The 14,916-nt window shown below is 36.4% G+C and carries 8 protein-coding genes; 4 read left to right on the plus strand and 4 right to left on the minus strand.

All coding sequences use genetic code 11. The features are described from left to right. Nucleotides 1-2: 2 nt before the first annotated feature. Complete coding sequence (locus tag CRG89_RS06145; RefSeq protein ID WP_103287412.1) at nt 3-1,505, minus strand: oligosaccharide flippase family protein; 1,503 nt, start codon at nt 1,503-1,505, stop codon at nt 3-5. Between the two features lie 498 nt (nt 1,506-2,003). On the opposite strand from CRG89_RS06145, the gene CRG89_RS06155 reads away from it, so the two are divergent. The 3 genes from CRG89_RS06155 to CRG89_RS06165 all read left to right on the plus strand — a co-directional run bounded on the left by CRG89_RS06155 (nt 2,004) and on the right by CRG89_RS06165 (nt 6,816). After that, nucleotides 2,004-3,413, plus strand: a complete 1,410-nt coding sequence (locus tag CRG89_RS06155) for an alkaline phosphatase family protein (protein ID WP_103287414.1) — start codon at nt 2,004-2,006, stop codon at nt 3,411-3,413. A 30-nt stretch (nt 3,414-3,443) separates the two neighbouring features. Then, nucleotides 3,444-5,015 (plus strand): alkaline phosphatase family protein, encoded by a 1,572-nt coding sequence (locus tag CRG89_RS06160; protein ID WP_103287415.1) that lies wholly within the window; start codon nt 3,444-3,446, stop codon nt 5,013-5,015. Nucleotides 5,016-5,157: 142 nt separating this feature from the next. Then, entirely contained in the window at nt 5,158-6,816 is a 1,659-nt protein-coding gene (locus CRG89_RS06165) for a phospholipase D-like domain-containing protein (RefSeq protein ID WP_103287416.1), read from the plus strand. A gap of 6 nt (nt 6,817-6,822) precedes the next feature. Here the strand turns inward: CRG89_RS06165 and CRG89_RS06170 are convergent, their stop codons facing one another. Both CRG89_RS06170 and CRG89_RS06175 read right to left on the minus strand, forming a co-directional pair. Then, nucleotides 6,823-13,464 (minus strand): LamG-like jellyroll fold domain-containing protein, encoded by a 6,642-nt coding sequence (locus CRG89_RS06170; RefSeq protein ID WP_103287417.1) that lies wholly within the window; start codon nt 13,462-13,464, stop codon nt 6,823-6,825. 148 nt (nt 13,465-13,612) lie between these two features. Then, nucleotides 13,613-14,137 (minus strand): hypothetical protein, encoded by a 525-nt coding sequence (locus tag CRG89_RS06175; RefSeq protein ID WP_103287418.1) that lies wholly within the window; start codon nt 14,135-14,137, stop codon nt 13,613-13,615. A gap of 72 nt (nt 14,138-14,209) precedes the next feature. On the opposite strand from CRG89_RS06175, the gene CRG89_RS06180 reads away from it, so the two are divergent. Then, entirely contained in the window at nt 14,210-14,440 is a 231-nt protein-coding gene (locus CRG89_RS06180) for a CopG family transcriptional regulator (protein ID WP_103287419.1), read from the plus strand. Nucleotides 14,441-14,477: 37 nt separating this feature from the next. On the opposite strand, the gene CRG89_RS06185 is transcribed toward CRG89_RS06180, so the two are convergent. After that, on the minus strand, nt 14,478-14,909 hold the full coding sequence (locus CRG89_RS06185; RefSeq protein ID WP_148695141.1) for a hypothetical protein: 432 nt from the start codon (nt 14,907-14,909) through the stop codon (nt 14,478-14,480). Nucleotides 14,910-14,916: the final 7 nt, after the last annotated feature.

Raw genomic sequence — 14,916 nt, forward strand, 5'->3', positions numbered from 1 at the left:
AATCACCTACCTCTTGCAATAAGCACACTTATTATAGTTGATATCTCCTTTCTGGTTATAGCCTTAACTGCTAGAGAGAAGAGCATGTGAACTGATAAGGCTAGTATTAATGATATTAATGTGTTACCATAAACAACAAGCAGTATATAGCCTAAGGTGAATGCCACTACTATAGATAATGGTGCTCTATAAACGTTCATAGAGAGTGTGAAACCCTGCCTGCTTATAAGCATGTATGAGAGTACTAGATTTGAGAGAGAGCCTACTAGTAGGGCAATTGCAGCACCCTCGATGCCTAGGATAGGTACAAGCAAGGGTGTTAATGCTACTATTATTGCAGATGAGATGCTCTCCCTCATTGCTATATCCTTTGCCCTGTTTATTGCATTTAGCATTGATGCCATAAGATTGCTTGTTGAGTTTATGAGATATGCTATAACCAGTATCCTTAACGCATCGCTAGCCTCTACATATGAATGTGATATCATCCTTAGTATATAGGTTGGTTCTATTAGCAATAGAAGTACAAGGAAGCCGTTGAGTACAAGTGCTATCCTCATAGCTATACTGAAGAGATGTTTGACTCCATCTCTGTTACCCTTTACAATCTCCTCAGATACCGTTGGTAACAGCATACTTGCAATAGATATCATAACCTGACCAACAACGTTAGCAATAAGGGATGAGATACCATAGAATGCTGATAACTCTACACTATATGTTCCTATTGTTAATACACCTATCTGGTTCCTTAAGGTTCTTAACCCTGTAGCTATGTAATTGTAACCAGAGAATGTTAGTAAAGCCTTTATGCTAAATTTATTTTTGGAGTCATCAGCCTCTACCTTTACATCCTCTCCTCTCTCCCTTCTTACATAATGTTTGGATACACTCCTCATTATTATGTAACCTATAACAGAATTGATGATCGATGCTATAGAGAAGCCAACAATTATGGCAAGTGCTTCAAACCCATTAATTGCTAATGCTATAGATGCTATAAGCCTAGATGCTTGGAATATAACAGTTGTGAGCAGCACATACTGAGTCTTGTGATATGCAGTATATATTGATGATATAGATGCTACTATGGCATTTGCAGGTATGTATGATAAAGAAGCTAGAGATATCAAGAATGCCATACCTTCACTACTGCTATAGATCATGCTTATACTATCGGATAAGAGGAAGAGTATTATACCTACAATAGTACCTATCAGCAACGAGATAATGAGACCTATATTTATAATCCTCCTACTCTCTTTATACTCGCTCTTTGCATTATGCTCAGCGATATACTTTGTAAGTGCTGTCTGTACTCCCGAGCCTGTGAATGCAATTATGGATGTCATCAATGCTATAACTATCATCGCTTGACCTATATGCACTGAATCTAGCATCTTTGCAAGTATTATCCAGAATACTGCCCCAACTGTTGATGTTGTTATATTCCCTAGTAAGAGGTATAAGGAGCCCCTTGCTAACCTTTCAAATGGATTATCCATATTATTACCTTCCTCTTACAGTTGTTACATTTATTGTTATCTTCATGCTGTGAGTATAGTATATGCCTTTTAGATTTAGCCTTATTACAAGATTGCTATTTAACAGTCGTGAAGGGTATATGTACAAACGGCTACTCACAACCACTACGCCTTCTAGCCATATGCTTATTTTAGCGAACTCCTTAATTGTAGAGAATCTAGCAAGAACTCTTGTTAATTGCTTATTATATACCTGCCATCTGATAAATCCTACTGAAATTTTCTTATCGATGCTTAACACTCTATACAATAAAGACTTAGATACAAACCCTAATAACATACTTATTATATATTGGTCTTGCTCTTTCATGGTTAATACTACTAGAATTATTCAAGTATTTAAGTCTCTTGTATATAGAGATATATAATTACTGTACTATATCACCTATTATATAACTTGAGTTATGTAACTCCAGGACTACGTATATTTAAATACAAGTACTCTCACTCTATCATAAGATGAAGTTACTTGTTATAGGCTTAGACTCCATGCCTGCAGATCTGCTCTTCAGTATGAAGGATGAACTACCAAACATAGGCAAGATGATTAATAATGGTATAGCAGGAGTACTTGAAAGCTGTCATCCACCCATCACTATACCAGCATGGATGGTCATGATGACTAGCAAGAGTCCTGGTAGCCTAGGCATATATGGGTTCAGGCATAGGAAGGGTTACTCCTATAATGAGGGATGGATAGCAAACTCTTCAAGTATAAAGGCTAAGAAGGTATGGGACTATCTAGCAGAGAAAGGGTTAAGATCATGCCTTGTTGGTGTACCGCCTAGTTACCCTCCATACCCTGTTAATGGTAACCTTGTATCATGCTTCATAACCCCATCAGAGAAGGTTGATTACACATATCCTAAAGAGTTGAAGCAAGAGGTGGAAAAGATAGTAGAAGGCAGGTACATGTTCGATGTTGTATTTCGCACAGAGGATAGGGATACCATACTAAAGGATCTATATGAGATGACTGAGAAGAGGTTTAAGGTGATAAAGTACTTGCTTAAGAAGGAGAGATGGGATTACTTCATGTTCGTTGAGATAGGAGTAGATAGGCTTCATCACGCATTCTGGAAGTTCCATGACAAGAATCATCCAAAGTATGTGCCAAACAACAAGTATGAGAATGTTGTAAGGGAGTACTACAGGTTCATAGATGGTAAGATAGGTGAACTTATTGATGCTGTAGATGATGATACATGTATAATGCTTGTATCAGATCATGGGACAACAAGCATGAAGGGAGCATTCTGCATAAATGAATGGCTTATAGAGAAGGGTTATCTAGTGCTTAGGAACTATCCTGATAAGGTTACAGATCTCGACAAGTGTGATGTTGATTGGAGCAAGACTAGGGTATGGGGATGGGGAGGCTACTATGCTAGAATATTCCTCAACGTTAAAGGTAGAGAGGCTCAAGGTGTTATACCAAAGGAAGAGTATGAAGAGTTCAGGGATGAACTTGCAAGAGAGATTATGAGTATTAGAGGGCCAGATAATGAGCAATGGGATACCAAAGTATACAAACCTGAACTGCTCTATAGAGAGTGTAATGGGGATAAGCCAGATCTCATGGTATACTTTGATAATCTGTACTGGCGTTCCGCTGGTACTATAGGACATAAATCACTTTATCTATCTGAGAACGATACAGGACCAGATGATTCTGTGCATTGGTATGATGGTGTATTCATACTCTACAATAAGAGTAAAGGCAATGGAGGGGTAATGCTTAATAGATTGAGCATATATGATGTTGCACCAACAGTACTGGAGATTATGGGTCTAGAGCCAGCAGATGGAATGGAAGGCAAGGTTATAGATGAAGCAGTGAATTATGTTAATGGAGTAAAAGTGAGGTAAAAGGAAAGAGAAGAGAGAAGGTGGTCTGTTATGGCAGTGATTGTTCTTGCATTGGATGGTTTTGATGTAGACCTTCTCAAACTAGATGAGTTTGGTAATACTAGAGATATATACAAAGAGTACCATTCGTCATTACTTGAGAGTACTCTACCATATCTAACACCATCAGCATTTGTAAGCATGCAGACAGGGAAGAGTGTTGGTAAACATGGAGTCTCTGGCTTCCTTAAGTTCGATGGTAAGGAGACAAAACCATATACTGGTTCAGATATAAAGGATGTTACATTCTATGAGATTCTACATGCAAAGGGTAAGAGATGCTTCCTATTCAGCATGCCTTATAGTTATCCTCCAAGGATAGCTGGAGATATAGTATTTGACTGGCTCTCAGTTGGTGCTGCAAATATACACGAGTGTGTTTATCCTTCAACGCTTCTAGAGGTCTATCCGGAGTTGGTAGATTATGAACTATTCCCTGATAAGGCTAATGGCATATATGAGTTCATGCTTACAAGTAAGAGGATGAATGAGAATGCTATACAGGTTATAAAGCATGCTATAGCATCGAAGAGATATGACTTTTACTTCTTCCTGATAAGGCATACAGACTGGATACAGCATACCCTACTAAAGCAGATAATTGATGGGGAGAAGAGGAAGGAGGTTAATGTAGCAAAGGAGGTATTTGCAAAGGTAGATGAACTAATCAGGTACATTGTTAGTAATATGCATAGTAATGACTCATTACTTATACTATCTGATCATGGCTTCAAGGTGTACAATGAGAGGTTCTACATAAATGATTGGCTGAAGGAACAGGGCTATTTAGTTACATCTGAAAAAGTAACCTACTCACTTGAGAAGACAAGGTATCCCTTCTTATGGGATGAGTTCTCTTCCAATATAAAGACAGCAAAGGCTCCAGCACTGCTTAGCAAGCTAGCAAGAGAAAATAAAACCTTGGCAAGCATAGCATCAAGGTTAAAGCCAAAGATAGAGGATATGCTAAATACAAAGTTTGTAGTAGGGCAACCAATAGATATTGAGAAGTCACAAGCGTTCTCTGTAGAGGATAGTACTGGAGCAATATATGTTAACAGGAACCTTTCAGAGAATGAAAGGGAGAGTATAAAGAAGGAGATTATTGCAAAGATAGCAAATATAAAGGAGATCAACGTTTACGATAGTGCAGCGATATATGGCAAGAATACACCATACTCTGTTGCTGATATCTATCTAGAGTCATCTCGTTACTGGATAAGAAGAGGGTTAGAGGGTACTATATTCTCTAACATGTATATAGCACATCATAGGAGACAAGGGGTACTTACACTTGTTGGTGAGGCATTCTCTAATGCTGCAAAGAATGCAAGGATAATGGATATTGCTCCTACAATACTGCATATAATGGATTGTCCAATTCCAAATGATATGGAGGGTAGGGTACTCGTTGAGGCACTATCAGATAGATATACCAATAAACAGATAATGTACTCTGATAATAGGATTAGGAATGTTGATGAGCAGAAGCAGGATACAGGCTTATCAGAATCTGAACAAGAGATAATAGAGGAGAGACTTAGAAGGTTAGGGTATATATGATACAATCATAAAGAAAAATACAGGGAAAGTTCAACATTATTGCGTCTATACTAAGGTCTCTTACAACAAGAGTGATAGAATTAGTTAGTTCACTGCTATAGGTAAAACTGCTTTAATATCTTTGGCGAAAATAATTTAAACTATGAAGAGAGATGTTTGTGGGATGGGAATCAAAGAATACTCGTATGTGTCACTATCAAAGAAGATTAGCATTATTATAATATCAATAATAGGCTGTTCGATGCTTATCACATCTACTATACCGGTTTATGCTTCTACGACCAATTACAACTATGCTCCATACTTCACTGCTACTGGCTCTAACTTTGTAAGCATACCTGATAAGCAAGAGCTAAGGTTAACAACAAACTTTACAGTATCAGCATGGTTCAAAACAACCATGAATAACAACTCACAGGTAGCAATAATAGTAAACAAGGGAGGGTTTGGTGCAGATGGTTCTAATGTTGTAGATATGAACTATGGTATATGGCTAACAGGATCTAACCAAGGTGTTATAGGCAAAGTACAAGCAGGGTTTGAGGATGCTAATGGTAGAGATTACTTTGTCACTTCTCCAAACACATACAATGATGGACAATGGCATTATGTAGTACTAACATATGATGGCTCTACACTAAGGCTATATGTAGATGGTTCATTAGTATCATCTCTAAGCACTAATGGAGCAGTACCAGATTACAACTGGGATACTCCATTAACTATAGGAAAGAATTCATTAGATAATAGCAGATACTTCATAGGCGATATAGATGAAGTTAGAGTATACAACAGAGCATTAAATGCTCAAGAGGTTAGTGATGCATTTAGTAAAGGAATATTCACAACAGATAGATTAATTACTTATGTAAGCATGCCAATATTATTGAACAACCAAGATTATTACTTTGACGTATTAGAAGCTATAAAACAAGCAAAAAGCAAGATACATATACATGTATATCAAGTCGAATATACCTCTGATACGACTAAAAGGCCACGAATACTCTTAGATGAATTGGTAAATGCTAAGAATAGAGGTGTAGATGTAAGGATATCATTTAGTGATACTTCTTTGAACTTGACAGATCTAAAAACATTCCTAAATAATAAAGGAATTCCTTATAAGATACATGATTCGCATGCAAAAGTAGTAGTGATAGATGATAAAGTGGTTTATATAGGTTCGTCAAACTGGCGAACAAGTTCATTACAATACAATAATGAAAATAATCTTAAGAGTAATAACATAGATCATATAAATAAAGCAAAGACATATATAGATAAGATATGGTATGAGAACAAAACTGTTAATTATACTGATGATAATCTGCAAGGTAACTATTACTCAGAGGTATTCTTAACTGGAGGATACTATGATAGTGTGAAAAACGCCTTAGATAATGCAAAAAATAGGGTCAGGCTCATAATGAAATGGTGGAAAAATTATACTACAGATCCAAACGATACAGCGTCAGAATTAACCAGAGCATTGGCAAATGCATATAAAAGAGGTGTAGATGTCAAAGTCATAATAGATGATACCGTTCCTCAATCTGTAAGAGATTATTTAAAGAGCCAAGGTATTCCAACAAAATTAGATCCTAGCTCATCACAATCAACACATGCTAAAAGCATATTGATAGATAATAGAGTATATATAGGATCGCATAACTGGAATGGTGGAGAGAAGAGTACATGGGAGACTGGGATAGCGCTAATTAATCTAGAAATACAAGATGAGTACCAACGATATTTTGATACTTTATGGAATAATAGTAGTAGAATAATCTCTCCTTGATTTTTATTATAAATCCCTTCCTCTACTCCATTTCCAATCAAAGTACTCAATTACCTTCTGTAATATAAATGGACTCTTCAACTTTACACTGGCCTCGTTAGTACTAGCTAGTTGAATATTCTGCCAATTATGGGAGCCTATATATGTTGTATCATCTACAACTACTAGTTTTATATGTGTACGTGGAGGTTCACCTTCATCAGATTTTACAGGAATTCCTTTAGATTTCAAGTATGATACTATTCCTCTATTATCTGGAATTCCATCATTATTACCATCAAAGTCATAATCAACTATTACTTTAACATCTACTCCTCTATTCTTAGCATCATTAAGTGCTGTTAATAGCTGACCAGCCATATCATAGTTACCATCGGCAACAAACATTATTATCCTTATTTGGTTTTTAGCATTCTGTATAGCATTGAGTACTGAATTGAAATATCCATCGCTAACCATCACATTATCATAGCTATCATCAGCAAATGATCTTGATCCACTACCAATCCATAATCTATCAAGATATTTTGTGGCTCTATCTATAATATTAGGATTATAACTCTTTACGAATATCTCATGATTATTCCTTAGCCCATTATTGTTTATATTACCACTACCAATATATACAAATTTATCATCGATGTTTATTATTTTTGCATGAGTAGATACTGTCTTATGCTGTATGCCATTGTTAGTTAAAAATGGTTTAAGATCAGGATATACTATCTCAGATTCATAGTAATACATAAGTCTTACATCTACTCCTCTATTCTTTGCATCATTTATAGCATTAAGTATTACATTAGGTCTATAGTTTGATCCTGCACTATTTTTGTACTCCATCCAGAATACGACAACATGTATCTTTCTTTTAGCATTATTTATCTCATTAAGTAAATCAAAATAGAAACGATCCTCTATATTTGTTGCTCCTGAGAGTAGTAATTCATGGCGCATATCCAGATGTATTACTAATCCATCACTAGCAAATACACCATTATTGTATGCATCATTAACCTCTTGCTCTGTTGATGCTCTGTTGTATACTCTAACTTCATCTATCTCGCCTATGAAGTATCTGCTATTATCTAATGAATTCTTTCCTATAGTTAATGGCTGATTACCTGTATTGTCTGGTACTGCTCCATTAGTGCTTAGAGATGATACTAATGAACCATCTACATATAGCCTTAGTGTAGAGCCATCATATGTTAGTACTACATAATGCCATTGTCCATCATTGTATGTAGTTGAAGAGTATACAAAGTAATTGGTACCACTGGAACTCTCAAATCCTCCTGCTACTCTACCTTGTGGTGCCTGATCATTTGTACCTGTTAACCATATACCATAGTTCATGTTCTTGCCGGGATCTTCGCTCCCGAATCCACCTTTATTAACTATCATAGCCACATTAGTAAAGGTTGAGTTTGTCCTAAACCATGCTGATACACTGAACTGTTGCTGTAATCTTAATGAAGGATCGTCTGTAACATTAAAGAAATCACTTCCTTTTAAGGTGAACCATGGATAATAATCATATGCAGATGTATTTCTAACGTGTACATATACTGTTGCTTGACTGGATTGTATACCATCGCTAACAGTTAATCTAAACCTCAAGGTAGTTATAACATCTACAAATGGTGCAGTGAATGATGGTGTTGGTGAAGTAGGATCTGATAATGTTACATTTGGTCCCTGTATCTGTTCCCATTGGTATGTTATAGTATCACCATCTGGATCATAGCTAGATGAGCCATTTAAGGTGACTAGAGTACCTTCATCTACTGTCTGATCTTGACCAGCATTTGCTATAGGTGGTGCAAAACCTGCTTTTATTACTAATCCATCACTAGCAAATACACCATTATTGTATGCATCACTAACCTCTTGAGCATTTAATGCTCTGTTGTATACTCTAACTTCATCTATATCGCCTATGAAGTAGAATCCATTAACATTTGTTAATGCTGTCTTTCCTATAGTTAATGGAGTATCCCAGTTGTAATCTGGTACTGCTCCATTAGTGCTTAGAGATGATACTAATGAACCATCTACATATAGCCTTAGTGTAGAGCCATCATATGTTAGTACTACATAATGCCATTGTCCATCATTGTATGTAGTTGAAGAGTATACAAAGTAATCTTTACCACTGGAACTCTCAAATCCTCCTGCTACTCTACCTTGTGGTGCCTGATCATTTGTACCTGTTAACCATATACCATAGTTCATATCTGGTCTATCTAATCCATCGCCATTACCAAATCCTCCCTTGTTTACTATTATTGCTACCTGTGAGTTGTTATTCATGGTTGTTTTGAACCATGCTGATACTGTAAAGTTTGTTGTTAACCTTAGCTCTTGCTTATCAGGTATGCTTACAAAGTTAGAGCCAGTAGCAGTGAAGTATGGAGCATATCTATATCCTCCAACTATATCCCTTATAGTTACTGTTACTTCACTACTACTTGATGATGTACCATCGCTAACAGTTAATCTGAATCTTAACACTGTATCGCTATTAACAGATGGTGCAGTGAATGATGGTGTTGGTGAAGTAGGATCTGATAATGTTACATTTGGTCCCTGTATCTGTTCCCATTGGTATGTTATAGTATCACCATCTGGATCATAGCTAGATGAGCCATTTAAGGTGACTAGAGTACCTTCATCTACTGTCTGATCTTGACCAGCATTTGCTATAGGTGCATCATTGACAGGATTTATGGTTATTGTTACTGTAGCGATATTGCTATCTGATATTCCATCGTTTACCTTGAATGTGAAGACATCTAGGCCGTTATAATTCGCATTAGGCGTATAGGTTATATTAACACTACTGTTATCTATTCTAGTCATTGAACTTAATGAACCATTTGTAGGATTAGTTACTATTGAGAAAGTTAATCTATCATTATCTATATCTGTTGCAGTTAATGTTATCTGAATAGGTGTATCTTCGTCTGTGGTTACGCTAGTTGGATTAGCCATAGGTGGAGTAAAGCTCTGTAGCGCTACTAATCCATCACTAGCAAATACACCATTATTGTATGCATCACTAACCTCTTGAGCATTTAATGCTCTGTTGTATACTCTAACTTCATCTATATCGCCTATGAAGTAGAATCCATTAACATTTGTTAATGCTGTCTTTCCTATAGTTAATGGAGTATCCCAGTTGTAATCTGGTACTGCTCCATTAGTGCTTAGAGATGATACTAATGAACCATCTACATATAGCCTTAGTGTAGAGCCATCATATGTTAGTACTACATAATGCCATTGTCCATCATTGTATGTAGTTGAAGAGTATACAAAGTAATCTTTACCACTGGAACTCTCAAATCCTCCTGCTACTCTACCTTGTGGTGCCTGATCATTTGTACCTGTTAACCATATACCATAGTTCATATCTGGTCTATCTAATCCATCGCCATTACCAAATCCTCCCTTGTTTACTATTATTGCTACCTGTGAGTTGTTATTCATGGTTGTTTTGAACCATGCTGATACTGTAAAGTTTGTTGTTAACCTTAGCTCTTGCTTATCAGGTATGCTTACAAAGTTAGAGCCAGTAGCAGTGAAGTATGGAGCATATCTATATCCTCCAACTATATCCCTTATAGTTACTGTTACTTCACTACTACTTGATGATGTACCATCGCTAACAGTTAATCTGAATCTTAACACTGTATCGCTATTAACAGATGGTGCAGTGAATGATGGTGTTGGTGAAGTAGGATCTGATAATGTTACATTTGGTCCCTGTATCTGTTCCCATTGGTATGTTATAGTATCACCATCTGGATCATAGCTAGATGAGCCATTTAAGGTGACTAGAGTACCTTCATCTACTGTCTGATCTTGACCAGCATTTGCTATAGGTGCATCATTGACAGGATTTATGGTTATTGTTACTGTAGCGATATTTGATTGCAAGCCATTGGAATCTATCGCCCTATATGTGAAGGTATCAATACCGTAATAGTTTTGATTTGGTGTATATGTTACAGTACCATTACTAGCATCAAAGTTGGTTAGTGAGCCATTAATTGGTGTATTAACTATCTCAAATGTTATAGTATCACCATCTGGATCACTAGCAATTAATGTAATATTTACAGGAACGTCCTCATCTGTTGTTATTGAGAGATCTCCTGCTGTTGGAGGTTTATTTACTGCATTAACCTGTATAGTAACAGTAGCCTCATTTGAATAGGCATTGTTATTATCCCTTGCCCTATATGTGAAGGAGTCAGTACCTATGAAGCCTGGATTTGGTGTGTATGTAACTTGAGCACTCCTAGCATCTATTTGTGTTATAGTGCTTAATACACCATTACTAGGAGGAGTAACTATCTCAAATGTTAAGATCTCATAGTTATCTGGATCAGTAGCAGTTAATGTTACATCTATACTAGTATTCTCGTTTGTACTTACATTCTTGCTATCTGCTTGAGGGGATGTAAAAGTTGCACTCATAAGTAATCCATCACTAGCAAATACACCATTGCTATATGCATCACTAACCTCTTGAGCATTTAATGCTCTGTTGTATACTCTAACTTCATCTATATCGCCTATGAAGTATCTGCTATTATCTAATGAATTCTTTCCTATAGTTAATGGAGTATCCCAGTTGTAATCTGGTACTGCTCCATTAGTGCTTAGAGATGATACTAATGAACCATCTACATATAGCCTTAGTGTAGAGCCATCATATGTTAGTACTACATAATGCCATTGTCCATCATTGTATGTGTTTGGAGAAGTGACAAAGTAATCTCTACCATTAGCATCCTCAAACCCTGCTTGTACTTTGCCTATAACACCTTGGTTAGATCCTGTTAGCCATATACCATAGTTCATATCTACAACATTAGAACCATCTGCACCAAACCCTCCCTTGTTTACTATTATTGCTACCTGTGAGTTGTTATTCATGGTTGTTTTGAACCATGCTGATACTGTAAAGTTTGTTGTTAACCTTAGCTCTTGCTTATCAGGTATGCTTACAAAGTTAGAGCCAGTAGCAGTGAAGTATGGAGCATATCTATATCCTCCAACTATATCCCTTATAGTTACTGTTACTTCACTACTACTTGATGATGTACCATCGCTAACAGTTAATCTGAATCTTAACACTGTATCGCTATTAACAGATGGTGCAGTGAATGATGGTGTTGGTGAAGTAGGATCTGATAATGTTACATTTGGTCCCTGTATCTGTTCCCATTGGTATGTTATAGTATCACCATCTGGATCATAGCTAGATGAGCCATTTAAGGTGACTAGAGTACCTTCATCTACTGTCTGATCTTGACCAGCATTTGCTATAGGTGCATCATTGACAGGATTTATGGTTATTGTTACTGTAGCGATATTTGATTGCAAGCCATTGGAATCTATCGCCCTATATGTGAAGGTATCAATACCGTAATAGTTTTGATTTGGTGTATATGTTACAGTACCATTACTAGCATCAAAGTTGGTTAGTGAGCCATTAATTGGTGTATTAACTATCTCAAATGTTATAGTATCACCATCTGGATCACTAGCAATTAATGTAATATTTACAGGAACGTCCTCATCTGTTGTTATTGAGAGATCTCCTGCTGTTGGAGGTTTATTTACTGCATTAACCTGTATAGTAACAGTAGCCTCATTTGAATAGGCATTGTTATTATCCCTTGCCCTATATGTGAAGGAGTCAGTACCTATGAAGCCTGGATTTGGTGTGTATGTAACTTGAGCACTCCTAGCATCTATTTGTGTTATAGTGCTTAATACACCATTACTAGGAGGAGTAACTATCTCAAATGTTAAGATCTCATAGTTATCTGGATCAGTAGCAGTTAATGTTACATCTATACTAGTATTCTCGTTTGTACTTACATTCTTGCTATCTGCTTGAGGGGATGTAAAAGTTGCACTCATAAGTAATCCATCACTAGCAAATACACCATTGCTATATGCATCACTAACCTCTTGAGCATTTAATGCTCTGTTGTATACTCTAACTTCATCTATATCGCCTATGAAGTATCTGCTATTATCTAATGAATTCTTTCCTATAGTTAATGGAGTATCCCAGTTGTAATCTGGTACTGCTCCATTAGTGCTTAGAGATGATACTAATGAACCATCTACATATAGCCTTAGTGTAGAGCCATCATATGTTAGTACTACATAATGCCATTGTCCATCATTGTATGTGTTTGGAGAAGTGACAAAGTAATCTCTACCATTAGCATCCTCAAACCCTGCTTGTACTTTGCCTATAACACCTTGGTTAGATCCTGTTAGCCATATACCATAGTTCATATCTACAACATTAGAACCATCTGCACCAAACCCTCCCTTGTTTACTATTATTGCTACCTGTGAGTTGTTATTCATGGTTGTTTTGAACCATGCTGATACACTGAACTGCTGCTGTAATCTTAGCTCTTGCTTATCAGGTATGCTTACAAAGTTAGAGCCAGTAGCAGTGAAGTATGGAGCATAGTTGTAAGGGCTACCTCCACCACTTTGTGCCATAGCATGATAATTATTATTATTCTGCAGAAGCAGTAAACCAGTAACCTGAAATAGAAGTATGGTTGCTAGGGTAATAGCAGTACCCCTATACCTATTCATCATAACATGATAACTGAATGATAGATGATTATAAGGTTTTTGTAACTTATATTATGTAATTCAAATTATGTAACATAGTACATTTTTATTCTTCAATTAATTATATAATTAAGGAAAAAATATGACATTTAACCCTGTTTAAGTTAATTGCTTACTTTAGATACTTGTTATAGAATAACCAACTAGCAATAGCAGATGAGCCTATTAGTCCTATAACCCCTATGCTAGACTCTGGGAGCACGTTGAAGCTTACATAGAAGAACTGCCAGAACGCCTTGTTAATTTCATCCATCTCTCCTGGTTCTACACACTCACACTCTCCACTCCAGAACTGGCAGAATACCATGTACTTACCATGCATAATACTAGCATCAAAGTCATCTGGGAATACAACTGTAAGAGAGTTATCTGGTATACCGTTATTGTTAAAATCTCCAACGCTAAACGTTGAGCCTATAGCATAGGAGTTACCTGCTGGATCTTCTATCTCTAGCACACCATTAACACCTGCAGGATGTGCTGGTTCATTGAAGCATGTTATTGTAACTCTCTCGCTAGTATGTATGTTGCTAGGCTTAACTATTATATCCTGCTCAAACGGCGCTGCATATATCTCATTTACTGTAATACTCAATACTACTACGAGCAATACCGTTGCAAGTGAAGTATGGTTCATTAATAGAATATATTAGAGCCAAGTATATAGAGATAGCGTTTACTTTATATATACAAATATTATAGCATTACTATGGATAAGATTCAAGTAAGTATATCAAAGGGACTTTATGAAGAGATTAAGAAGAGGTTTTCATGCAAAGGTAGCAAGTTTAGTAGTATAGATGAGTATATTGAGTATCTACTCTTATATGCAATGAATAATATTAGTGATGAACAGAAATTAGCAAAGCCTATAGATGAAGAGGTAGATGAAGAGGAAGAAGAGTTAAAGGAAAGGTTAAAGAGGTTAGGTTATATTTGATGCTAAGTATATCGGACCAACCTTAAATTCACTATACTCACTTGCTAGTCAGTGCATTAACAAGTAGCAAGAGAGAAGATTTAAAGAATTCTAGTGCTTTACTCTCATCATTGATTGTTGAGGTTCTCATCAATGCTGATAAATCATCCTTTACAATAGTGAACCCTTCTAACTTCTTTATAATACTATTGAAGAGGTTCTCTGTCCTTATTGCTATACTTTTATCTACTCTACCCTTGGGGTCTGTGAAACATAAGGCTAAGCACTTCTTTGCTCTTCCATTATCATCCATTATAAAACCTAGGAGTATTCCTACTTGCATATCCTTGCTAACGTTCACATAGAAATACTTACCCTTCATATGCCTGGACTTCTCATCCCATATTATAACATTGCCAACACTCTCCTTTATAAGATCCTCTATAAAGCGAAGTATACTAGTAGAGGCATCATTCATATTGCTTACCATATTACTC

This window comes from Candidatus Nitrosocaldus islandicus (assembly GCF_002906215.1).
Classification (GTDB): domain Archaea; phylum Thermoproteota; class Nitrososphaeria; order Nitrososphaerales; family Nitrosocaldaceae; genus Nitrosocaldus; species Nitrosocaldus cavascurensis.